Consider the following 22,848-nt stretch of genomic DNA (forward strand, 5'->3'; position numbering starts at 1 on the left):
AATTCGGCTGGGGTGTCGCAGGTGTGTCAGACTCTGACCTCATGGCAAGCTCCCTGTCGCTGACCAGGTCCGAAGTGGCCGCGATGATCGACCACACCCTGTTGGCGCCGGAGGCTACGGCCGCCGATGTCGCGTCGTTGATCGAGGACGCCCGCGCGCTCGGGGTGCTGGCGATCTGCGTCTCGCCCGCGATGCTTCCGGTGCGCGCGTCGGGATTGGTGGTGGCGACGGTCACCGGATTTCCCTCCGGCAAACACCACTCGCTGGTGAAGGGTGCCGAGGCCCGGCTGGCCGTCGAACAGGGCGCCGCCGAGGTGGACATGGTGATCGACGTCGGCGCCGCCGTCACCGGTGACTACAACGCGGTCCTGTCCGACATCGTGACGGTGCGCGAGGCGATCGGAGATCGAGCAGCGCTCAAGGTGATCATCGAATCCGCCGCGCTCTCGGACGAGGCCATCGTCGGCGCGTGCCGGGCCGCGCGGACCGCGGGCGCCGACTTCGTGAAGACCTCGACCGGATTCCACCCCGCCGGCGGCGCGAGCGTGCATGCGGTGCGGCTGATGGCCGAGACGGTGGGCGGCCGACTCGGCGTCAAAGCCAGCGGCGGCATCCGCACCGCCGAAGCCGCCGCGGCGCTGATCGACGCGGGCGCGACCAGGCTCGGCTTGTCCAAGTCACGCGAGGTACTCGACGGCTTCGGCGGCTGAACGCCGACTCAGCAGCGGATTTCGGTGTTCTGGCCCGGCTGCGCCGGTTGCAGCTCGGAAGGTCCGCCGGTGAGCTTCACCGCGATCCCGGAGTCGGTGACCTCCGCCTCCGTCGGCCGCAAGCCCAGCGGATAGGTCTGCAAGCTCTCGGAGAAGGTGTCGACGATGCCCTGCACCAGGTCGTTGGGCAGACCCATTCCCAGTAACTGCGCCGACTGGGTTTCCACCTTCACCGCACCATTGGTGACCACCGGTTTCACCTGGAGCTGAGCGAGGCCGCCGAGCACGTCGAGGCTCAGCGAGTCCGAACCCGACGAGGAGTGCACGCCGCTGACCAGGCCGCCGAGGGTCTGCTTGATGCCGTCGTCGCTCCAGTCGATGTCGGCCGACGAGCTGCCGATCGTGCCGCCGCCCGCGCCACCGCTTTGCAGCTCGATATCGTTGAAGACCGCGTGCACCTTCATATCGACGGCGGGGCCGAACTTGGTGTCGTCGCTGTCGACGGTGAGCTTGCCGATCTTGTTGTCGAGCAGGGTGATCAACATCGGTTTGGCGCCGAAACCGACGTCGATCTTGGAACCGATCTCCTGTTCGAATTGGGTACTGACGCAACGGGAAAGCTTGTGTCGGGCGTAGACCTCGCCGCCGACCAGGACCGTGGCCAGCAGGAGCACGATCACGACCAGGGCGATCACCAGGGTGCGTCGCTGGATGGTTCTCGGGGATCGAGCCTCGGTACTCATGCGGCCGATTCTTCCCGATGTTTCTGTGCCGGTTCTGTGGGGCCGATGAGGTCGGTTGTGACTTGCCTCACTGTGACACATGGCACATGCTTGCGGCGTAGCCTTATCGTCATGGCTGGCGATGAGGCGGGCCGCGCGCTCGATGGTGTCCCTGGTTCCGCGACGGAACAGCGGTGGCGAGTGCTGCGGCGTATCGCCGGTCGTCACGCCGGATTCTTCACCACCCGGCAGGCGTGGCGCACCGGATGCGCGGCGCGGGTGCGCTCCGCGATCGGCGAAGGTGCTGTCACCGAGGGCGAATCGGGACTGTTGCGGCTGGCCGAATGGCCCTCGGGACCGCTCGATGAGTACGCCATGTGGGCGGCATGGTTCGACGGCGCGGTCGCGGTGTCACATCACAGCGCCGCCGAACTGCACGGTCTCGGACGCTTGCGGCCCACGTTTCTGCACGTCGCGGTGCGCGGCCCTGGGGCGAGTGCGCGCACAGCGAGCGTGCCGCCGCGACTGGTGGTGCGGAAGGGATTCTCGCTCGGCGAGGTGGAATCGGCGGGCCCGTTCCTGGTGACGACCCCGGTGCGTACCGTGCTCGACTTGGCCGCCGCCGACATCGGCCAGCTGGCGCTGAACGAGGTGGTTGCCGACGCGGTGGCGATCCACCGCTGCGCGGGCGAGGAGATCCGTTGCGCGGGAGAACGATCCGCGCCACCGGTGGCCGAACGCCTGCGTCGCGCGCTGGCCGCCGCCTGAGGCTACTGCGGTGACCACCCGTTCGGCGCGACACTGTTCCACGGCACCGAGAGCACGCAGTCGCGCATCCTTCGCCGATAGTTCCGTACCGGAAAACCCTGTGCACGCAAAGAATTCGTTGCCGCACGCCACCGCACTCGCGGCCCGAACGGCGCCACCGCCGCGGCGTGCTCCCATGCGCGGTCGGCGGCGGTCAGCAGGGTATGGATCGGTTCACCCGCGATATTGCGATGAATCAAGACCTTCGGTAGCCGTTCGGCGATGTCGGAGGGACGTTCGACGGTGAACGGATCCCACGCCATCGTGAACGAACGCGGACCGGATCGGTCGAGCAGCACCCACGCGCACCGGCGGCCCAGCTCGTCGCAGGTGCCGTCGACGAGCAGACCGTCGGGGGAGAGGCCGGACCTGAGCGTCGCCCACGCCTGACCGACCGCCGTCTCCGGATACTGCCGCAACACATTGAACGCACGCACCAGATCAGGACACAGGCCCGCCAGCTCGAACCCGCCACGTGCGAAACGCACACCGTCGCGATCGGCGACCACACGCTGCGGATCGATCTCCAAGCCGACCACCCGCACACCGGGATTGACCGTGCGCAGCCGCGCCGCCAACTCCAGCGTCGTCCACGGTTGCGCGCCGTAACCGAGATCGACGACCAGCGGATCCTGGCGCGCCCGCAATCGGGTGCTGACCATGTCGTCGTGCACCAACCAACGGTCGCTGCGGCGCAGCCGGTTGATGCCGGTGGTGCCGCGGGTGATGGTGCCGAGCGGTTTGGTCAGCGCACCGACAGGTTTTCGTCCAGCCATTGCACGGTGAATTCGGCCTCGGCGCGAAACAGATCGACCAGGTTGACCAGCATCAACTGTTCGAGTCGAGGGCCGACCATCGGAATGAACACCTTCGCCACCGAGGAGTAGCGCAGGGTGCAGCCGGTGTCGGTGGGGAACAACCGGATCGTCCCGCCGAGGCTGCCCGGTCCCGCGGGGATCGACGCCGAGTACTTCCCCTCGGTTTCCTCCGCATCGAACGGCTCGTAGCTCTCCTTGCGGGTGATCACCATGTCCTTGCGCATCACCGCTTGCGCGATCTCCGGCAACATCTCGCGGGTCAGGATGTGGTGCAGCTCGACCGAGATGCCGCTGTCATCGGCCTCGAACTGCGCCACCTCGTTACCCGGTGCGTACTTTTGCATTTCGGCCATGCGCGCGTGCCAGTAGTCGCGGTTCGACAACGCCGCGTACAGCTCCTTGGTGCTGTGCAGCGGGTAGCGCGCGGAGTAATCCAGTCGACGGGCCATGGCTGGACACGTTACCGGGACCGGTGTCGGTCACAGCGTTCGGCGCGAAACGTTGCCAGTGAGCACAAAACACGCGCGGCCGGATGTTGAACTCGCCCAGTGGAACTGGTTCGGCGGCGCGTGCTTCGGATCGCTGGCCTCGCTCAGTGCTCGGCGAGCCAGGTGTTGGTGAACTCTTCCTCGCGCTGGAGCAACTCGGTGAGGTGCTCGACGATCGCGGATTCGATCTTGCCGCCGAACAGCGGAACCTTGACCTCGACCGATCCCGCGGTTTCCGCGATCGAACCCGCGCCGTCGGCGCGCAGGGTGATGGTGCCGCGCAGCTCGGCGGGTGCGCCTTCGACGCGCGCCTCGAAGCTGGCTGCTTCGCCGTTCCAGGTCTCGACCCGAGGAATCACCAGATCACCGGGGCGGACCGAGGTGATGGCGCTCGGTAGGTGCTCGGCGGCGATGGCCTGCACGATCTCGACGCGAACCTGATCACCCTCGACGGTGATCGCGTCCAATCGTGCGTTCGGGCCGCCGACCTCGTCCAGCCGGTCCTTCCAGTACTGGTCGTTCGCGAAGGCCGCGCGTACGGCGGCGACAGAAGATGAGTAGCGGGCCGTGTACGCCAGCGGTGTAGCCATGATCGGACACGCTACCGTCTGACCGTGCGAAGTTCACGGGTGGAGCCGACGGAACTCCTGGCAGACACGGGCGCGCGAATTCGGGCTTCGGTCCCGCTCGCGGAGCTGACCACGTTCCGGGTCGGCGGGCCAGCGACCGTCGCCGAGTGCGCGACGACCGACGCGTTGGTGGCCACCGTGCGGGCACTCGATGCCGCCGGCGTTCCCGTGCTCCTACTCGCGGGCGGTTCCAACCTGTTGATCAGCGATGACGGCTTCGACGGCGTCGTGGTGACGATCCGCGGCGACGGCATCCGCCTGACCGAGAATTCCGTGATCGCCGAGGCCGGTGCGGTGTGGGACACGGTGGTGGCCGCGACGGTCGAGGCGGGATTCGGTGGGCTCGAGTGCCTGTCCGGCATTCCGGGATCCGCGGGAGCGACCCCGGTGCAGAACGTCGGCGCCTACGGTGTCGAGGTCGCCGAACTGATCGAACGGGTGCGATTGCTGGACCGGGCCAGCGGCGAGATTCGCTGGGTCGACCCGCACGAGCTCGGATTCGGGTACCGCACCAGTGTGTTGAAGCATCGCGACGACGCGGTGGTGCTCGCGGTCGAGTACGCGTTGCGCGCGGACGGTTCGAGTGCGCCGCTGCGCTACGGCGAGGTGGCCAAGGTGCTGGATGCCGCCGAGGGGCAGTCGCGACCGTCGGCCGATGTTCGTCGCACCGTGCTGCGGGTGCGCGCTGGCAAGGGCATGGTGCTCGATCCCATCGATCACGACACGTGGAGCGCGGGCTCGTTCTTCACCAATCCCGTCGTGGCGGACGCCGCGGTGGAGCGGGTGCGCGCGGCGATCACGGCGCATGTGGGCGATGTCACGGTGCCGACCTATCCTGCGACCGGCGGGGTGAAATTCTCCGCGGGTTGGTTGATCGAACGCGCCGGTTTCGGCAAGGGGTTCCCCGGTGCGGACGCGGTGGCCAGGTTGTCGACGAAACATACGTTGGCCCTGACCAATCGAGGTGCGGCCAGTTGTGCGGACCTGGTGTCGTTGGCACGCACGGTGCGCGACGGAGTGGCCGAACGATTCGAGATTCGCCTGGAGCCGGAGCCGGTGACCGTGGGGGTCCGGCTGTAGCGCGACAGCGGACACCACGGCCTCGGCTGCGGTAAACGGTCGGACCCGACGCGTAAATTCGATCTGGTGAATCACCGCCAACGGATGCGCAGGCCGGCCGTCCTGCTCCCCCTCTCGGCCATAGTTTTCGCCATGGTCGCGTTGCTGGCCGCCTGCACCGGCGACGGGGCCGGTGGGCCCGCGGCCGAGCCCGACCCGATCGCCAAGGTGAGCTTCGAGCCCGGCGACGGTGCCGACGATGTCAACCCCGCCGCGCCCGTCGCGGTGAGCGTGGCCGATGGAATCATCACCCAGGTCGCGCTGAGCAATGCCGACGGCAAGCAGGTCAAGGGTGAACTGAGTCAGGACCGGCACAGCTTCCGCGCGACCGAGCCGCTCGGCTACGACGCCACCTACACCTGGTCGGGCACCGCGGTGGGTACCGATCAGAAGCCGGTCCCGATCGAGGGCAAGCTCAGCACCCTCGCGCCGGACAAGACCGTTCCCGCGACGCTGAACATCGGCGACGGTCAGGAAGTCGGCATCGCGGCGCCGATCATCCTGCAATTCACCGCGCCGGTGCAGAACAAGGAGGCGGTGGAGAAGGCGCTCACCGTCACCACCGAGCCGAACACCGAAGGTGCGTGGGCCTGGTTCCCCGACGACAACGGCGGCTCTCGGCTGCACTGGCGGCCCAAGGACTACTGGGTACCCGGCACCGCCGTGCACCTGTCGGCCAAGCTCTACGGCGTCGACCTCGGCGGCGGCAACTACGGCGACTCCGACCTGACCACGGATTTCCGGATCGGGCGCAGCCAGATCGTGCGGGCCGACGCGCCGAGCCACCGCATGCAGGTGGTGCGCGACGGTCAGGACGTGTTCGATTTCGGCGTCAGCTACGGCGAAGGCAATGAGCCGCGCAATGTCACCAGGTCGGGCGTGCACGTGGTCACCGAGAAATACGAAGACTTCATGATGTCGAACCCGCCGTTCTACGAGAACGTGCGCGAACGCTGGGCGGTGCGCATCTCCAACAACGGCGAGTTCATCCACGCGAACCCGGAATCGCTGTCGGCGCAGGGCTCGTCGAATGTCACCAACGGGTGCATCAACCTCTCGCCAGGTGACGCGCAGCAGTTCTTCCCGACCGCGCTCTACGGCGACCCGGTCGAGGTGACCGGCACCTCGATCGCGTTGTCGGCCGCCGACGGTGACCTCTACGACTGGACCATCGACTGGGACACCTGGAAGAGCATGTCCGCGTTGCAGGGGGAGCCCTCGCCCGTGGTGACCGCGACGCCGGTGCCGCCGAAGCCCGCGGGCGGTTAGGCCCGGTCGGTCGCGGTCCTGACGCTGCTCGTGGTCTGGTCGTTGCCCGAATTCTGTTCGGCGTCTTCGCGTTCGATCGCCAGGTCGGTGGCCAACTGTGCGGCGACCTTGTCGTGGCGCCCCGCGAGCAGGTCGCGGATCTCGATCAGCAGCTCGGTCTCGGTGGGTTCGGCCGTTTTGGAGGTGCCGAACCGGTTCTTGAGTGTCTTCATCGGCAGCATCAGCACGAAATAGAGTACGGCCGCGACCAGAAAGAAGTTGATCACCGAGGTGATGATCGGGCCGATCCCGATGAAGGTCGCGGGTTTGCTGCCGATCAGCTGCACGCCGAGGCCGAGCTCGTTGGTACTGCCGAACACCGCGAGCAGCGGGTTGATGATGCCCTTGGTCACCGCCGTGACGACGGTGGTGAACGCGGTGCCCATGACCACCGCGACCGCGAGGTCTAGCACGTTCCCGCGCATCAGGAACTCTTTGAACCCCTTGATCATGGCCGATCGACTCCAATCTCCGCTCGCTTGCTTTCGACCGCCCCGATGCTAACGGTGTTTTCGACGGCTGGCGCCGCGGGTTCGCGGCCACGGAGTCTCGCGTTCGAGTACCGGTTCCTGCTCGTCCGGCACGGACGAAACGGGCACGGGAGTGCGGAATTCACCGCGCTGACCTCGCTGCGAGGGGAGTCGGCGTTCGGGCGGCCCGAAGGTATGGCCGAGTTCCACCGGATGGTTGCGGTGCTGTCGCCGGCACGCTGCCGGTAGCCGAAAACCGCGGAGATATGCTGTCTCGCTATGAAATACCTCAGGCGCGGCGGGCGAACCTTCCCGCGTCGGCCTGGTCGCGGGGTTTGACGATGATCTGGTCGAGGTTCACATGCGAGGGCCGCGACGTGACGAAACCGATGATCTCGGCGATATCCGCGGCGACCAGCGGGTCGATGCCCTCGTAGACCTTGTCCGCACGCTCCTGGTCGCCATCGAAGCGAACGAGCGAGAACTCCGTCTCCACCGCGCCCGGCGCGATCTCGGTGAGCCGGACCGGCTTGCCGAGCAGTTCGCCACGCAGGGTGCGATGCAGCACACCCTGGGCGTGCTTGGCGGTGGTATACCCGGAACCGTTGTCGTAGGCCGTGAGCGCGGCCACCGAGGTGACGGTGACGATGATGCCGTCGCCGGAATCGATCAGCTTGGGCAGCAGGGCCTTGGTGACGCGCAACGTGCCGAGCACGTTGGTTTCCCACATCCAACGCCAGTCGTCGAGGTCGGACTCGGCGACCGTGGCCATGCCCTTGGCGCCGCCCGCGTTGTTGACCAGCACATCGACGCGCTCGATCGCGTCGACGGCGGCGCGCACGGAATCCTCCGAGGTCACGTCGAGTTCCAGTGCGGTGCCACCGATTTCGTCGGCGAGCCGGCGCAGTCGGTCGACGCGACGGGCACCGACGTAGACGTGGAAGCCCTGTGCGGCGAGTTCGCGGGCGGTGGCCTCCCCGATGCCGGAACTGGCCCCGGTGACGACGGCGGTACGAGTGCTCATGTGCTCGATCTTAAGTGGGCACGGCCCGCTGCTCGGATCCCCCCGTGTGCCCGAGGGTGGGCGCGCGCGGCGAAACGCGCGTTAACCTCGGCGGCATGGCAATACGCGACGTGGTCAGTGTGGATGGAACCGAGATCGTGTACCGGGTGAGCGGCCCGCCCGAGGCGCGTGCGCTGGTCTTGTTGCACGGTTGGTCGGCGGACCTGCGGTGTTGGGGTGATGCCGCCGACGATCTCGCCGAGCGTTTCCGGGTGATCGCCGTCGACCTGCGTGGGCACGGCTACTCGGGCAAGCCCGCGACCGGCTACGACGATCCGAAGAACTGGGCGGGTGATGTCGCCGCCGTGCTCGCGGCGGAAAAGATCACCGCCGACGCGGTATTGCTCGGCTGGTCCTACGGCGGCCTCGTGCTGAGCGATTACCTCGCCGAGCACGGTGCCGGCGCGCTGGCCGGGGTGATCTACAGCGGTTCGATGGCCAATATCGGCCGCGACGTTCCCGGCGCCGAGGTCGGCTCCGCCATGGCCGCGGCGATACCCGGCGTCTTCGAGGAAAGCGCCGGCCGCGCGGTGCGCGCCTTCGCCGCGTTCGGCAACGCCAATACCGGGCCGGGTGCCGACAAGGGGCCGGCGGCGCAGCGGTTGTTCGGCGCCAGCCTCGCCACCCCGCCCTCGGTGCGTAAAGGGCTGTTCTACCGCACCGTCGACAACACCGAAACGCTTCGCGCACTGGATATTCCGGTCCTTGTGCTGCATGGTGCCGACGATCCGGTGGTACCGGTCGCCAACGGTCGCTACGTCGCGGAGACGGCGCCGAAGGCCACCGCCTCGATCTGGGAAGGCGCCCAACACGGGTTGTTCATCGAAGACCGTGCCCGGTTCGTCGCCGAGGTTTCCGGGTTCATCGACAACCTGTGACGGTCGCGCTTGTGATAGCTCTCACTTGCCCCGGTGACGATGCCGGGGCGTAGGACCCACCGTGCACTATGGATAGTGTGAGTGAACGCCATGGGCTACGGCCGAACCGTATCGCCGTACTGTCGGTCCACACCTCACCACTGGCTCAACCGGGCACCGGCGACGCGGGCGGAATGAACGTCTACGTGCTGCAAACCGCTTTGCAACTGGCGCGGCGCGGCATCGAGGTGGAGATCTTCACCAGGGCCACGTCATCGAACGTGCCTCCGGTGCAGGAAGCCGGTCCCGGTGTCCTCGTCCGCAATGTGATGGCGGGGCCGTTCGAGGGACTGGACAAGCACGATCTGCCCACCCAGCTGTGCCCGTTCGCCGCGGAGGTCATGCGCCAGGAGGCCAGACACCGGCCGGGCTACTACGACCTGGTGCACTCGCACTATTGGCTATCCGGGCAGGTCGGGTGGTTGACGCGGGACCGGTGGCGCGTGCCGTTGGTGCACACCGCGCACACGCTGGCCGTGGTGAAGAACGCCGCGCTCGCCGAAGGCGACTCACCGGAACCAGCGACCAGGGAGATCGGCGAGAAGCAGGTGATCGCGGAGGCCGATCGACTGGTCGCCAACACCGCCGAGGAAGCGCGACAGCTGATCGAGCTCTACGGCGCGCAACCCGATCGCATCGATGTCGTCCCGCCCGGCGCCGACCTGGCCAGGTATCGGCCCGGCGACAAGGCGGCCGCGCGCGCGGAACTCGGGTTGGCCACCGACGAACGGATCGTCGCGTTCATCGGCCGCATTCAACCGTTGAAGGCGCCCGACGTGCTGGTGCGGGCCGCCGCCGAGGTGGTGCGCCGCGACCCGACGCGCAAGGTGCGGGTGCTTGTCGTCGGCGGACCCTCGGGGACCGGGCTGCAACGGCCGGACGCGTTGATCGACCTCGCCGCCGAACTCGGCATCGCCGACCGGGTCACGTTCCTGCCGCCGCAACCGCCGGACCGCTTGGCGCACGTCTACCGGGCTGCGGATCTGGTCGCTGTGCCCAGCTACAACGAGTCCTTCGGGCTTGTCGCGATCGAGGCGCAGGCCAGCGGAACACCGGTGCTCGCGGCGAAGGTCGGCGGACTCGGTACCGCGGTGCGGCACAACGAGACCGGGCTGCTCGTCTCGGGGCACCGGATCGATGAATGGGCCGACGCGCTCGGCCACCTGGTCGACAACCCCGAGTCGTTGCGACGGATGGGTGCCCGCGCCGTCGAGCACGCGGCCGAGTTCTCCTGGGAACACACCGCCGACGGACTGCTCGACAGCTACACGGCCGCCCGCATGGATTTTCGCGCCATCCGAGGTCAGCTCGGCATCGGCCCGTTGGTGGACACCGAACGAGTCTCCCGAGGCGGCGTCGTGTTGCCGCGCGAGGACGACTGGGCCGCCGAGGAACGCACTAGCCTGGCGACCGGCCCCGAATCGGGCCAGACCAGACCGCGGGCGCTGCGACGGCGCCGGATGGGAGTGCGTCGGTGAGTGCGATAGAGCGGACGACCGCGTTGATCGACGAGACGCTGCGCGAGCGGGAGATCGAATACACCCACCCGTCGGAGGAGACCTTCGTGGTCATCCTGCCCGGCGAACGCAAACTGAAGACCACCGTGATGCTCACGGTCGGCACCCATGGTGTGCGCAGCGAATCGTTCGTCTGCCGTAAGCCGGACGAGAACTTCGAGGGCGTGTACAAGTTCCTGCTTCGGCGCAACCGCAGGCTCTATGGTGTCGCCTACACCCTGGACAATGTGGGTGACATCTATCTGGTCGGCAGGGTCGCCGCGCACGCGGTGACCGCCGACGAACTCGATCGAGTGTTCGGCCAGATCCTCGAAGCCGTCGACGCCGATTTCAATGTGCTGCTCGAGCTCGGCTTCGCGGAATCCATTCGCAAGGAATGGAAGTGGCGGGTCTCGCGCGGCGAGTCACTGAAAAACCTGCGCGCCTTCGAACATTTGGTGGATTCGGCCGACAAACCCTGACCCTCGGCTACCGTCCTGGCTCGGTGACAATCGCTTGGTGGTTCGAGACGGCGGAGGCGGCGCGATGACAGTTCTCGCTCTGGATATCGGTGCGACGAAGTTCGCGGCGGGTGTGGTGCGCGACGGTGTCGAGGTACACGACGTGCGCAGGGTCGATGTGCCGCCGAGTGGGGTGTGGGAGGCGTGCGCGGGTCTGCTGCGCGAGGTGGCGGCCGCGGCCGGTGACGTCTCGGCGGTCACCGCGGTCGGTATCGGCTCCGCGGGGCCGGTGGATGTGCGTATCGGGGTCATCAACCCGTTGAACATCCCGGAGTGGAAATCCGGCTTCGCCGTCGTCGAGGCCGTGGCGGCGCTGTTCCCCACGGCCACGGTGCGATTGGCGATCGACGGCGCGTGCCTGGCACTGGCCGAATTCCACGTCGGCGCGTTGCGTGGGGTCGCGAACGCGCTGGCGATGACGGTGTCCTCCGGGATCGGTGGCGGCATCATCGAAGATGGCCGGGTGGTCGTCGGCAGGACGGGTAATGCCGGGCACATCGGGCACATCGTGGTCCCCGGCTGGGATGTGCCGTGCGCGTGCGGTGGCGTGGGGTGCGTGGAGGCGGTGGCCAGCGGCATGTCGTCGGTGCGGTGGGCCCGCTCGCAGGGGTGGACCGGCGATACCGGCGTCCAGTTGGCCGCGGCCGCGAACGAGGGTGACGAGATCGCGGTTGCCGCGCTGCACCGCTCCGGTACCGCGCTGGGGCAGGCGATCGCGTCGGCCTCGGCATTGCTGGACATCGATACGGTGGTGATCGGCGGCGGGTTCGCGGAATCCGGTGCGCTGCTCTGGGATCCGCTGCGCGCGGCGGTGCGCGAGCACGCGGGCCTGCAGTACCTGCGTGAGCTGCGGGTGTTGCCTTCGCGCGTCACGCACGGTGCGACCCTGGTCGGTGCCGCGGCGCTGGCTCGATCCGAGGACCTGGTGTGAGCCCGCGCGCCGCGGCGAGGGTTGCGAGCCGCTTCGGTGGTCGTGCCAGAATGACCGAATGACCAACACCCTCGTGCTGCTGCGCCACGGCGAGAGCGAATGGAATGCCCTGAACCTGTTCACCGGTTGGGTGGATGTACACCTGACCGACAAGGGTGTCGCCGAGGGCAAGCGCGCGGGCGAGTTGTTGGCCGAGCACGCCATCCTGCCCGACATCGTCTACACCTCGCTGCTGCGTCGCGCGATCAGCACCGCGAATTTCGCGTTGGACGCCGCTGATCGGCACTGGATTCCCGTGGTGCGGGATTGGCGGCTCAACGAACGTCATTACGGCGAGTTGCAAGGCAAGAACAAGGCGCAGATCCGCGACGAGTACGGCGACGAGCAGTTCATGCTGTGGCGTCGCAGCTACGACACACCCCCGCCGCCGATCGATCCGGCCAACGAGTACAGCCAGGACGGCGACCCGCGTTACGCGGGCATCGAGGTGCCCAAGACCGAGTGCCTGCTCGATGTGGTGAACCGGATGGTGCCGTACTGGGAGTCCACGATTTCGGCCGACCTGCGGGCGGGCAAGACGGTGCTGGTGGCCGCGCACGGTAATTCGTTGCGCGCCTTGGTCAAGCACCTCGATCAGATCTCCGACGACGAGATCGCCGGGTTGAACATTCCCACCGGTATCCCGCTGCGCTACGAACTCGATGACGATCTTCGTCCGGTGCGTCCGCGCGAATACCTGGATCCCGAGGCTGCCGCCGCCGGTGCCGCCGCGGTCGCTGACCAGGGCGGTAAGTAGCACCCACCCGCTCGGCAGAGGGATCGGACACCGGCACGGTGTTCGGTCCCTTCGTCGTTTCCCGCACCGCTGACCGATGTTGCGCCGCAACCGCATTCCGCCGGCTCGCGCTGTTGTTACCGAATGGTAGGTATACACTGCTGAGCGTTCGACCAGTCTGAGAGGCGGATCACGTCCGATGAAGAACGCGATGCGAGTCACAGTGGCGGCGGTCGCCGTCACACTGTTCGGCCCCTTCCTGGCCGCGGGCGCGAATGCGGCTCCGCCCGCTCCCGGCCCGGACGGTGGTGCGGCGGGGGCGAATTGGCTTGCGGCAGAGGACGGCCCGCAGCAGTACCCGAACATCAACATCCAGTGGGACGTGCCCATCACGATGAGCGACGGAACGGTGTTGAAGGGCAACGTCTATCGCCCCGCCGACCCGTCCGGCCGTCCGATCGACGCACCGACTCCGACGATCGTCAACCTGACGCCGTACTCCAAACTGGTGTCCAACCTGATGGACCACGCGCAGTCCATTCCCGGCCTGTCCGACGCGCTACTGGAATTCGTGCGCGGGATCGACATGAGCGGCACCCCGCTGTCGGGCGTCACGGATCTCACCAAGGCCGTCGCCGGTGGCGAACTGCGCAACTTCACCGTCGACCGCCAGTTCATCAAGAGCGGATACACCCAGGTCGTCGTCGACGTGCGCGGTACCGGTTTCTCCCAGGGCACCTGGGACATGCTGCGTGATCGCGAACAACAGGACACCGTCGAGGTGATCGACTGGACCAGGCAGCAGCCGTGGTCCAACGGGCGGATCGGCATGAACGGCCTGTCCTACTCGGGCATCAACCAGGTCCAGGTCGCGGCGAAGCGACCGGAGGGGTTGCAGGCGATCTTTCCCGTCGTCCCGGGTAGCGACCTGATCAACGACGTGCTCGCCCCAGGCGGTGGGTTCGGGTTCAACTTCATTCCGCTGTGGTTGAGCCTGGTCAATGGCATGAAACTGGTGCCGGATGTCGCGTCGGCGTTCAACGGAACCTTCGATATGAAGTGGCTCGCCGATCGTGCGAAAGACCCGCTTACCTTCATGGATGTGCTGGTCAACGCGTATACGACAACACGTTTGGACGATCTCGACCCGCGGGCGAAGGAGTTGCTCAACCAGAATTCCGGTCCGCGCCAGGCCTGGCTGGGTGACCCGAGCCGGATTCAGATCCCCACCTTCGTTTCCGGCGGCTGGCACGACCTGTTCACCTACTCCGAATCGAAGATCTACAACGCGATCGACGTTGCGCCGGGACAGAAGCAGCTGTTCATGGGCAACACCTACCACCTCACCTCCGGCAACGAATACGGCAAGCCCGGCCTGCCGCCGCGCCTGGATGTGTTGCAGCACGCCTGGTTCGACCGGTGGCTCAAGGACATCGACAACGGCATCGACAACTACGGTCCGGTCACGCTGCGTCAGCAGGGCGGCGGCTGGATCAGTACCGATTCGTTCGCCGAACCCGAAGAGGGCACCGGCAGCGACGATCCCGAGTACCGCAGGATGTACCTGTCCGCCAACCACACCGGGACCGCCACCAGTGCCTACGACGGTGCGTTGACCGCCGACGCCACCGGCGACACCGACCGACTCACCGTCGGCCCCGGCTTGACCGGCGTGTGTTCCAACGACTCCTCGCAGGCCACGATGGGTTTGCTGGCGGTGTTCGTCGCGTGTGGCGCCGACTCGCGCATCCAGGAGACCAACGGACTCACCTTCACCAGCGAGCCGGTGGCCGAGCCGACCACGGTGTCCGGGCGAATAGCGGTGCGGCTCAATACGGTTCAGGACGCGGCCGACGGTTATTGGGTGACAACGGTGAACGACGTCGCGCCCGACGGGCAGTCCTCGGTATTGTCCTCCGGGCAACTGATGGCCTCGCTACGCGATGTCGACGAGGACAACAGCAGCAAGTCCGCCAACGGCGACTACACCGACCCCCGGCCGTTCTCCTCGCTCGATCACCACCGGCCGACGACTCCGGGCGAGGCGACCACGCTGGACATCGGGTTGCCCGCCACCGAGGCGGTGCTGCAACCGGGGCACCGGCTGCGGGTCGATGTGTACGCGGGTAACTTCCCCAAGGGTCTGCCGATCCTGCCGATGCTGATCGACACCGGTCTGCAACCGCAACACCTGCAACTGGACCCGGAGCAGCCGAGCTTCGTGAACGTGCCGATCAAGGGCAACCCCGGCTGGTAATCGGTCGGGTCCCACAGCGGATCTCGCGGGCACGTGTTCGGCGCACCGCCGACACGTGCCCGCGTCGCTGTGTGGGGGAAGGCCGTTTACTGCGACACGCCGATGTCGACACACGGCTGGGCGGTCGATGCGACCGCGCCGAAACCCAAACCCGAACAGGGCGTAAACATTCGGCTAACACCGCAGTAAGTGGTCATGACCTGCACGAAACTTCACCAACCCGGAGTTGGCTAAGCGGTTGGCGACCGTACGATTCATCTGTGAGCGTTCCACAGGCCGTACTGCTGGCAGTCCTTGCCGCCGTTGTCGGTCTCGGAGTCGGTGGGCTGCTCATTCCCTACGTGAACGCCAGACAGGCGGCGCGCCGACAAGCCGACTCCGGACTCACCATGTCGCAGGTGCTCGACCTGATCGTGCTCGCCTCCGAGAGCGGGATCGCGGTGGTCGACGAATACCGCGACGTGGTGCTCGTCAACCCGCGCGCCGAAGAACTCGGCCTCGTGCGCAACCGACTACTCGAGGAACGCGCGTGGGCCGCGGTGGAGAAGGTGCTCGCCACCGGCGAATCCGCCGAATTCGACCTCACCGCGAAAAACCCGGTGCCTGGACGCGGTCGCATCGCGGTGCGCGGAGTGGCGCGACATCTCTCGCGGGAAGACACCAACTTCACCGTCCTGTTCGCCGACGACGACTCCGAACAGGCCCGCATGGAGGCCACCCGCCGCGACTTCGTGGCGAACGTCAGCCATGAACTCAAGACCCCGGTCGGCGCGATGAGCCTGCTCGCCGAGGCCATGCTCGAGTCCGCCGACGACCCGGAGGCGGTGCGCCACTTCGGGCAGCGCGTGCTCGGCGAATCGCGACGGCTGGGCAAGATGGTCACCGAACTCATCGCGTTGTCGCGTCTACAGGGCGCCGAAAAGCTCCCCGAACTGGAAGTGGTCGACGTGGACACTCTGGTGGCCGCCGCCGTCGACCGCTCCCGCACCGCCGCGGAGGCAGCCGGCATCACCGTCAGCACCGACCGCCCCAGCGGGCTAGAGGTGCTCGGCGACGAGACTCTCCTGGTCACCGCATTGTCGAACCTGGTGGAGAACGCCATCGCCTACTCACCGAGCGGCTCGCACGTCTCGGTCAGTCGATCGCTGCGCGGCGACTGCGTCGCGATGGCTGTCACCGACCGAGGCATCGGCATCGCCAAGGAAGACCAGGAGCGGGTGTTCGAACGGTTCTTCCGTTCCGACAAGGCACGCTCGCGCGCCACCGGCGGCACCGGCCTCGGCCTGGCTATCGTCAAACACGTGGCCGCCAATCACAACGGTGAGATCACCCTGTGGAGCAAGCTGGGGACCGGGTCGACGTTCACCCTGCGAATACCTGCCCACCACGAGGCCGACGGAGAAGAGGATTCCGCCGGTCGAGTGGTGAGTGTGAAGGAAACAAGCCCGCGACCCTCAGGGCCGGGCCGACCGAATGGTGTGGAGGCACGCAGATGACGAGTGTGTTGATCGTCGAGGACGAGGAGTCGCTGGCCGACCCGCTCGCGTTCCTCCTGCGCAAGGAGGGCTTCGAGGTCACCGTGGTCGGTGACGGGCCGTCCGCGCTTGCCGAGTTCGATCGGGCGGGCGCCGACATCGTGCTGCTCGACCTGATGCTGCCCGGCATGAGTGGAACCGATGTGTGCAAACAATTGCGCACCCGCAGCGGGGTCCCGGTAATCATGGTGACCGCGCGCGACAGTGAGATCGACAAGGTGGTCGGCCTCGAACTCGGCGCCGACGACTACGTGACCAAGCCGTACTCGGCACGCGAACTCATCGCCAGGATTCGCGCGGTATTGCGCCGCGGCGCGGGCGACGAACTCGACGTGGGTAACGAGAACGGCGTGCTCGAAGCAGGACCGGTGCGAATGGACGTCGACCGGCACACCGTGCTCGTCAACGGCAAGCCGGTCACGCTGCCGCTCAAGGAATTCGACCTGCTGGAGTACCTGCTGCGCAACTCCGGTCGCGTGCTGACCCGAGGCCAGCTGATCGACCGGGTGTGGGGTGCGGACTACGTTGGCGACACCAAGACCCTCGACGTGCACGTCAAGCGGCTGCGCTCGAAGATCGAGGGCGACCCGGCCAAGCCGGAGCACCTGGTGACCGTGCGCGGGTTGGGATACAAGCTGGAGGCGTGAGCGCTCCCGAAACGGCGTTACCCCTGACGCACGCACCGCGACAAGCGGTTTCGTAGGTCAGGGGTAACTCTCGCCGTATTGCTCGCGACCGTGCGAGCGGGGCTGACTTACGGGAAGTAGGTCCAGGTGGGGCCGATTCCCGGCACGTCGACCTTGTTCAGGGTGATCCACCCGAGGTCGTCTTCCTGCATGCACTCGTAGAAGTCCGCGACACCGGTGCCACGGCATGCGATGGTGTGCGAGGTGCCGTAGGGGCTGAGGATCAGCGCCTTACCGTTGGCGGTCGCATTGAGGGCTTCCTGGGTGTTGGCCGGCACGAAATCCGCGGTGAATTCGGCGTATGCCGCCGGATCGCCGTTCGGTGCCGCGCCGGCGATTCCGGGGAACGAGAGCGCGACGCCGACCGCGGCGACGGCAATGGTGAGAGCTTTCTTGGACATGATTCGATATCCAACCCGAATCGGGTGAAGCTCGCGTGGCCGGTAGGTGAACCGGGTGGCCCACGATGAGCGAATCTCTGCGGCGGGAACGTTCAGTGTCCGTTGTCGGATGTTTCGGGTCGGCTTTCGGGTTCGCGCAGCCGATCGGCATGCACGGTCGCCGGATGGATCGCGACCAAACCTAGCCCCGCACGTCGACGACAATGCCGCGCCAACTCCTCGTAGGCGGGGACGCCGAGCAGTTCGGTGAGTTCGGGGCCGTAGGACTGCCAGACCTGGCGCTCGCCGACATGCGCGTCGGGCGATCCGGAGCAGTACCAATCCAGGTCCTCGCCGCCGGGACCCCAGCCACGTCGGTCGTATTCGGTGATCGTGGTGCGCAAGATCTGCACGCCGTCGGGCCGATCCACCCATTCCTGGGTCCGTCGAATCGGCAACTGCCAGCACACGTCCGGCTTCACCTCCAACGGCTCGATGCCGCGCTTCAATGCCATGCTGTGCAGGGCGCAGCCGGGACCGCCCGCGAAGCCGGGACGGTTCAAGAAGATGCACGCGCCCTCGAAGCGCCGGGTGCGCAGCGCGGGCTCGTCCTCCAACTCGTCGGTCTCCAGATACCCGCGTTTGGTGACCTTGCCGTCGGCGTTGGTCGCCTCGTCGTACAGTTGCCAGTCCTGAGGTGTGAGCATTTTCACAGCTCGTCCCAGGCGTTTCTTGTCGTCGTCATCGGAGAGGAACGCGCCGTGCGAGCAACAACCGTCGTCGGGTCGATCGCCGAGGATCCCCTGACATGCCGGTGTGCCGAAAACGCACGTCCAATGGGAAAGCAGCCAGGTCAAATCGGCGGCGATCACATGCTCGTCGTTAGCCGGATCGAGGAACTCGATCCATTCGCGTGGAAAATCCATGTCGACTTCTGCCGCCGGAACGATCTTTCCCGCTGGTCGTCGGCCGCTCGTTGATGCGCCTACCGTCACACCTCGAGACGCTAACAGCTCGGTCGCCGGGGCCGCCGCGTCGGATCACCAGTACCGTGTTCATGTGCGCCTTGGGGTACTCGATGTCGGAAGCAATACCGTTCACCTGCTCGTGGTGGACGCGCACAGAGGTGGCCACCCGCTGCCGATGAGCTCGACGAAAGCCACGCTGCGGCTGTCGGAAAACATCGACGACGCAGGCAGGATCACCGAAGCGGGCGCCAAGCGGCTCATCTCGACGGTCGCCGAATTCGCCAGCATCGCCGAGACTTCCCAGTGCGTCGAGTTGATGCCGTTCGCCACCTCGGCGTTGCGCGAGGCGGCCAATTCCGAGGAAGTGCTCGCGCGTGTCCGTAGGGAGACCGGCGTCGGCCTGCAGGTGCTCTCCGGTGTCGACGAGGCCAGGCTGACGTTCCTCGCCGTGCGTCGCTGGTACGGCTGGAGCGCGGGACGCATCCTCAATATCGATATCGGCGGCGGCTCGCTCGAGGCGAGCAACGGTGGCGACGAGGAACCCGATGTCGCCGTCTCCCTGCAATTGGGCGCCGGTCGATTGACCAGGGACTGGATGCACGAGGACCCGCCGGGCAAGCGCAGGATCGCGGTGTTGCGTGACTGGCTCGAAGCCGAACTGGTGACACCGTCCAAGCAGTTGCTCGACGCGGGCAAACCCGATCTCGCCGTTGGCACTTCGAAGACCTTCCGTTCGCTGGCCAGGCTCACCGGTGCCGCGCCGTCGGCCGCCGGCCCGCGCGTGCGACGTACACTCACCAGTTCGGGTCTGCGTCAGCTGATCGCCTTCATCTCGCGGATGACGGCATCCGACCGCGCGGAACTGGAAGGCGTGAGTTCTGATCGGTCACAGCAACTGGTGGCCGGCGCATTGGTCGCGGAGGCGAGTATGCGGGCACTTTCGCTGGATTCCCTCGAGATTTGTCCATGGGCACTGCGCGAAGGACTGATTCTGCGCAAACTGGATACCGACATGAACAATGGACCCCGAGCGACACGCTTGCCGGGCGCCGACGAGCAATCGCCGGGGCCGGGCGGTGGTACCGCACTATCCGGACCGATCGGAACGGTGTCGCAATGAGCGATGACTCCAAACAACTTTCGGTCGCCGAACTGCTGGCCCGCAACGGCCAGGGTGCGGCGGCCTCCGGTGGTGGCGGCCGCCGTCGCCGTGGTGGGCGCGGAATCTCCGTCGCCGAATTGACCGGCGACCTACCCGCTCTCGGCAGCGGGCAGTCTTCGCACGCGCGGCCTGACGCCGCCGACGAGCCCGCCTACGAAACGCCGTCGTATGAAACGCCGTCGTACGAGACGCCGTCCTATGAAGTGCCGTCGTATGAGGCGCCCGCCTACGAGCAGCCGTCCTACGACGAGCAGCCTGCGCGGTACGCGCCCACGTCGTATTCGACACCGTCTTACGAACCGCCCGCCGCCGTGCCGGACCCTTACTCCGCTGCGCAGGACGCGACGTCGTATTCGCCGATGTCGGGCCCGATTTCGATGTATGACCCGCTGGCGCCCTACGCGCCCGAGGGCTCCGCGCGTCCCGGTTCGCGACACGGCGCTCCCGATGACCTGTTGTCGGTGCGTGGCGCGTCGGATTCGTACGGGCCGTCGCAGGACTCGTACGCACCCGGGGACCCGCAGCCCCTGCCCACCGGGCGCAGGCGCAGGCGCGACGAGCAGGACATCGACCAGCAGGAGTCCACCGAAGTTCGGCCGATGCCGGAATTCGGGCCTTCGGATGCCAACGGGTTCGGCAGTGACGGCTCCAACGCGTGGATCTCGCGCGAACCGATCGAAGCCAAACCGCCGCTGCCCGAACGCAACGGGATGCGTGGTGGCAGAGCCGCGCGCCGCCGCGAACTGGAGGCCGACGAGCCGCAGGAGGCGGGACCGTCGACCGCGCCGTGGTCGCCGTCCGGCGGTGGTTTCCCCGCGAACGACTTCGAGTCCGACAGCGCGCGCTCGAACGGATTCGGACCCCATGGTTTCGGACCGAACGGTGTCGGTCGCAACGGTGCCGGGCCGAATGGTGCCGGGCCGAACGGTGCCGGACCCCATGGTTTCGGGCTCAACGGTTTCGGCGGCAACGGGTTCGCGCCCAACGGCCAAGAGCCGGGCTTCGGCGGCGACCAAGGCGATTTCCCCGAACAGCAGGGACCGCAGCGTCCGCGACCGCGACCCAACGGCGAAGGGGCGCTGCCCGCATGGTCGCAGCGCCGCCGCCAATCCTCGGTGCCGCCGCGCAACGGCCCATCCGCCGGGCCCGAGGGTGGGCCGAGCGCCGGATGGTCGTTGGCCAGCCAAGATCAACAACTCGTCGCCGGCGCGACCGTCGCCGGTGATCTCCTGCGCGACGACGCCGAACGTGCTGGACGTAATGGTGCGGGCAAGCGCGGCGGCAGGGCCGGCGCCCCCGCGATGTACGACGGCAAAACCGATGTGTACGCGCCCATCTCGCCGGCCGAACTGGACGATGACCTCGACGAGGAGGACCTCGACCTCGACGACCTCGACGACTTGGACGACCTCGACGAGTTCGAGGACGACGAGCCGAACAAGCTGCGCGCGCTCACCACGAAGTTCGCCGCATTGCCAGCGCTGGCCACGTCTTCCTTCGGGAAGGTCTCGCTGGGCAAGGCCGGGCTGGGCGGCGGCAGTGGCTCGGGTGAGCGGAAATCGCTCGACGAGATCAACCGTCGGCAGTGGATGATCCTCGGCGGGCAAAGCCTCGGCGCCGCCGTCGCGGGAATGCTGCTGTTCAAGGGATTCGAACGGATGTGGGAGATGCTGCCGTGGGTGGCGCTCGCACTGGCGATGATCGTGATCCTCGGGTTGGTCGCGATGGTGCGAATCCTGCGCAAGACCGACGACATCCTCAGCACCGTGATCGCCGTCGTCGTCGGCAGTTTCGTGACCCTGGGCCCGCTGGCCTTCCTACTCAGTACGAACTGAATGCGGTGACCGTGTCCGACACGCCCTCGCACGCCGCACCGGACTCGACGCGACAACCCGCGTCGTCGGCGCGACCATCGATCCCGATCGGACTGTCCACGGCGTCGGTGTATCCGCAGAACGCCGAGGCGGCGTTCCGCTACGCGGCCGAACTCGGTTACGACGGTGTCGAATTGATGGTGTGGGCCGAAGCGGCCAGCCAGAGCATCAGCGCCGTGCAGACGCTCAGTCGCACCTACGACGTTCCCGTGCTCGCCGTGCACGCACCGTGTCTGCTCATCTCGCAGCGCGTGTGGGGCGCCGACCCCGTCGCCAAGCTCACGCGCAGCGTGCGCGCCGCCGAAACATTCGGCGCGAGCACCGTCGTCGTGCATCCCCCGTTCCGCTGGCAGCGCCGCTACGCCATGGGATTCGCCGAGCAGGTCCGCGAATTGGAAGACAACAGCGCCGTCGCCGTCGCCGTGGAGAACATGTTCCCGATGCGCGCCGACACCCTGTTCGGGCGCGGCGAGAAGTCGGTACAGCGCCTGCAACGCCGCGGCGGGCCTGGGCCGGGTCTCACCGCGTTCAGCCCGTCCTACGACCCCACCGACACCGGGTTCCGCCACTACACCCTCGACCTGTCGCACACCGCGACGGCGGGAACCGACGCACTGGCCTTGGCCGCGCGCATGGGCGGCAATCTGGTGCATCTACACCTGGCCGATGGGCGCGGGGCCGCGCATGACGAACACCTGGTGCCGGGCGAAGGCACGCAACCCTGCGCGGAGGTGTGTGCGACCTTGGCGCGCAAGGGGTTCGCGGGGCAGGCGGTGGCCGAGATCAATACGCAGAACGCGCGTACCACCCAGGAGCGTGCGGCGATGCTCGCGCGCACCCTGGCGTTCGCGCGTGAGCATCTCGGTGGGGGCGTGCGGCCGACACCGACACCGCCTCGGGCTGATCACGTCTGATCTCGGGTGCGTCTGAGTACTCGTGCGGTTGGTTGTCGCATTGTTCGCGGGCTTTGCGGTTTGGTGGTTTCGCGCGGTGTGGTTGTTGGGCGATCTTGGTGTGTGCTCGAGAGTGCGGGGGTGAGAAGTGCGGGGTGGTACGCGGGGGCGAGTGCTTCCTCGCTGTGTTTTTTGGCGGCTGGCGCCGCGTGGTTCGCGGCCCTGAGTCTCGCTGTTGAGTACCCGTTTCTTGCTCCTTCGTCGCCTACGAAACGGGCACTCAACAGCGAGACGGCCGCGAACTTGCCGTGCCGGTCTC

Annotated in this window: 22 protein-coding genes and 1 pseudogene; 15 read left to right on the forward strand and 8 right to left on the reverse strand. The window is 67.2% G+C overall.

Annotated elements, in window-relative coordinates; genetic code table 11:
* Positions 1-41 precede the first annotated feature (41 nt).
* On the forward strand, positions 42-710 hold the full coding sequence (gene deoC, locus ABEA50_RS08705) for a deoxyribose-phosphate aldolase (RefSeq protein WP_345494563.1): 669 nt from the start codon (positions 42-44) through the stop codon (positions 708-710).
* An 8-nt stretch (positions 711-718) separates the two neighbouring features.
* Here deoC and ABEA50_RS08710 read toward each other — a convergent pair whose 3' ends face one another.
* The gene (locus tag ABEA50_RS08710; protein WP_345494564.1) at positions 719-1,453 is read right to left on the reverse strand and encodes an LmeA family phospholipid-binding protein; all 735 of its coding nucleotides are present in this window, start codon (positions 1,451-1,453) and stop codon (positions 719-721) included.
* 111 nt (positions 1,454-1,564) lie between these two features.
* On the opposite strand from ABEA50_RS08710, the gene ABEA50_RS08715 reads away from it, so the two are divergent.
* On the forward strand, positions 1,565-2,200 hold the full coding sequence (locus tag ABEA50_RS08715) for a type IV toxin-antitoxin system AbiEi family antitoxin domain-containing protein (RefSeq protein ID WP_345494565.1): 636 nt from the start codon (positions 1,565-1,567) through the stop codon (positions 2,198-2,200).
* 2 nt (positions 2,201-2,202) lie between these two features.
* Here the strand turns inward: ABEA50_RS08715 and ABEA50_RS08720 are convergent, their stop codons facing one another.
* From ABEA50_RS08720 to ABEA50_RS08730, 3 genes are all read right to left on the reverse strand, one after another.
* Positions 2,203-3,015, reverse strand: a complete 813-nt coding sequence (locus tag ABEA50_RS08720) for a class I SAM-dependent methyltransferase (protein ID WP_345494566.1) — start codon at positions 3,013-3,015, stop codon at positions 2,203-2,205.
* Positions 2,985-3,506, reverse strand: a complete 522-nt coding sequence (locus ABEA50_RS08725; RefSeq protein ID WP_345494567.1) for a DUF2505 domain-containing protein — start codon at positions 3,504-3,506, stop codon at positions 2,985-2,987. Before ABEA50_RS08725 ends, ABEA50_RS08720 begins: the two co-directional genes overlap by 31 nt.
* Before the next feature lie 143 nt (positions 3,507-3,649).
* On the reverse strand, positions 3,650-4,135 hold the full coding sequence (locus ABEA50_RS08730; RefSeq protein ID WP_345494568.1) for a DUF2505 domain-containing protein: 486 nt from the start codon (positions 4,133-4,135) through the stop codon (positions 3,650-3,652).
* 39 nt (positions 4,136-4,174) lie between these two features.
* On the opposite strand from ABEA50_RS08730, the gene ABEA50_RS08735 reads away from it, so the two are divergent.
* Together ABEA50_RS08735 and ABEA50_RS08740 are read left to right on the forward strand one after the other, a co-directional pair.
* Positions 4,175-5,254, forward strand: coding sequence for a UDP-N-acetylmuramate dehydrogenase (locus ABEA50_RS08735; protein ID WP_425577577.1), 1,080 nt, complete (start codon positions 4,175-4,177; stop codon positions 5,252-5,254).
* A gap of 84 nt (positions 5,255-5,338) precedes the next feature.
* On the forward strand, positions 5,339-6,562 hold the full coding sequence (locus tag ABEA50_RS08740; protein WP_345494729.1) for a L,D-transpeptidase: 1,224 nt from the start codon (positions 5,339-5,341) through the stop codon (positions 6,560-6,562).
* On the opposite strand, the gene mscL is transcribed toward ABEA50_RS08740, so the two are convergent.
* Together mscL and ABEA50_RS08750 are read right to left on the reverse strand one after the other, a co-directional pair.
* Positions 6,559-7,053 carry a large conductance mechanosensitive channel protein MscL gene (gene mscL, locus ABEA50_RS08745; protein ID WP_345494569.1) on the reverse strand — a complete coding sequence of 165 codons (495 nt, stop codon included), beginning with the start codon at positions 7,051-7,053 and terminating at the stop codon, positions 6,559-6,561. The two genes, ABEA50_RS08740 and mscL, sit on opposite strands and share 4 nt — an antisense overlap.
* A 307-nt stretch (positions 7,054-7,360) precedes the next feature.
* Positions 7,361-8,095 (reverse strand): SDR family NAD(P)-dependent oxidoreductase, encoded by a 735-nt coding sequence (locus tag ABEA50_RS08750; protein WP_345494570.1) that lies wholly within the window; start codon positions 8,093-8,095, stop codon positions 7,361-7,363.
* 95 nt (positions 8,096-8,190) lie between these two features.
* On the opposite strand from ABEA50_RS08750, the gene ABEA50_RS08755 reads away from it, so the two are divergent.
* The 8 genes from ABEA50_RS08755 to ABEA50_RS08790 all read left to right on the forward strand — a co-directional run bounded on the left by ABEA50_RS08755 (position 8,191) and on the right by ABEA50_RS08790 (position 17,213).
* Positions 8,191-9,012, forward strand: coding sequence for an alpha/beta fold hydrolase (locus tag ABEA50_RS08755; RefSeq protein ID WP_345494572.1), 822 nt, complete (start codon positions 8,191-8,193; stop codon positions 9,010-9,012).
* Between the two features lie 68 nt (positions 9,013-9,080).
* A complete protein-coding gene (gene mshA, locus ABEA50_RS08760) occupies positions 9,081-10,529 on the forward strand; it encodes a D-inositol-3-phosphate glycosyltransferase (protein WP_425577550.1) in 1,449 nt (482 codons plus the stop codon).
* Positions 10,526-11,029: a type III secretion system chaperone family protein gene (locus ABEA50_RS08765; RefSeq protein WP_425577551.1), complete on the forward strand. Its 504-nt coding sequence runs from the start codon at positions 10,526-10,528 to the stop codon at positions 11,027-11,029. Before mshA ends, ABEA50_RS08765 begins: the two co-directional genes overlap by 4 nt.
* A gap of 64 nt (positions 11,030-11,093) precedes the next feature.
* Positions 11,094-11,999, forward strand: coding sequence for an ROK family protein (locus tag ABEA50_RS08770; protein WP_345494573.1), 906 nt, complete (start codon positions 11,094-11,096; stop codon positions 11,997-11,999).
* Between the two features lie 58 nt (positions 12,000-12,057).
* The gene (locus ABEA50_RS08775; RefSeq protein ID WP_345494574.1) at positions 12,058-12,795 is read left to right on the forward strand and encodes a phosphoglyceromutase; all 738 of its coding nucleotides are present in this window, start codon (positions 12,058-12,060) and stop codon (positions 12,793-12,795) included.
* A 190-nt stretch (positions 12,796-12,985) separates the two neighbouring features.
* Positions 12,986-15,031: a CocE/NonD family hydrolase gene (locus ABEA50_RS08780; RefSeq protein ID WP_345494575.1), complete on the forward strand. Its 2,046-nt coding sequence runs from the start codon at positions 12,986-12,988 to the stop codon at positions 15,029-15,031.
* Between the two features lie 260 nt (positions 15,032-15,291).
* Positions 15,292-16,527 (forward strand): sensor histidine kinase, encoded by a 1,236-nt coding sequence (locus ABEA50_RS08785; protein WP_345494576.1) that lies wholly within the window; start codon positions 15,292-15,294, stop codon positions 16,525-16,527.
* Positions 16,524-17,213, forward strand: a complete 690-nt coding sequence (locus tag ABEA50_RS08790) for a response regulator transcription factor (protein WP_345494577.1) — start codon at positions 16,524-16,526, stop codon at positions 17,211-17,213. The genes ABEA50_RS08785 and ABEA50_RS08790 overlap by 4 nt, the downstream gene beginning before the upstream one ends.
* Positions 17,214-17,320: 107 nt before the next feature.
* Here the strand turns inward: ABEA50_RS08790 and ABEA50_RS08795 are convergent, their stop codons facing one another.
* Together ABEA50_RS08795 and ABEA50_RS08800 are read right to left on the reverse strand one after the other, a co-directional pair.
* Complete coding sequence (locus ABEA50_RS08795) at positions 17,321-17,653, reverse strand: hypothetical protein (protein ID WP_345494578.1); 333 nt, start codon at positions 17,651-17,653, stop codon at positions 17,321-17,323.
* A gap of 92 nt (positions 17,654-17,745) precedes the next feature.
* Positions 17,746-18,582 carry a hypothetical protein gene (locus ABEA50_RS08800; protein ID WP_345494731.1) on the reverse strand — a complete coding sequence of 279 codons (837 nt, stop codon included), beginning with the start codon at positions 18,580-18,582 and terminating at the stop codon, positions 17,746-17,748.
* 109 nt (positions 18,583-18,691) lie between these two features.
* Between ABEA50_RS08800 and ABEA50_RS08805 the strand changes: the two genes are divergently transcribed.
* The 3 genes and pseudogenes from ABEA50_RS08805 to ABEA50_RS08815 all read left to right on the forward strand — a co-directional run bounded on the left by ABEA50_RS08805 (position 18,692) and on the right by ABEA50_RS08815 (position 22,550).
* Positions 18,692-19,720, forward strand: a complete 1,029-nt coding sequence (locus ABEA50_RS08805; RefSeq protein WP_345494579.1) for a Ppx/GppA family phosphatase — start codon at positions 18,692-18,694, stop codon at positions 19,718-19,720.
* Between the two features lie 1,622 nt (positions 19,721-21,342).
* A pseudogene (locus ABEA50_RS08810) lies at positions 21,343-21,597 on the forward strand (hypothetical protein); the annotation flags it as partial.
* 86 nt (positions 21,598-21,683) lie between these two features.
* Positions 21,684-22,550 (forward strand): sugar phosphate isomerase/epimerase family protein, encoded by an 867-nt coding sequence (locus ABEA50_RS08815; RefSeq protein ID WP_345494732.1) that lies wholly within the window; start codon positions 21,684-21,686, stop codon positions 22,548-22,550.
* Positions 22,551-22,848 lie beyond the last annotated feature (298 nt).

Origin of the sequence: Nocardia callitridis, assembly GCF_039543305.1 — a bacterium.
GTDB lineage: Bacteria > Actinomycetota > Actinomycetes > Mycobacteriales > Mycobacteriaceae > Nocardia > Nocardia callitridis.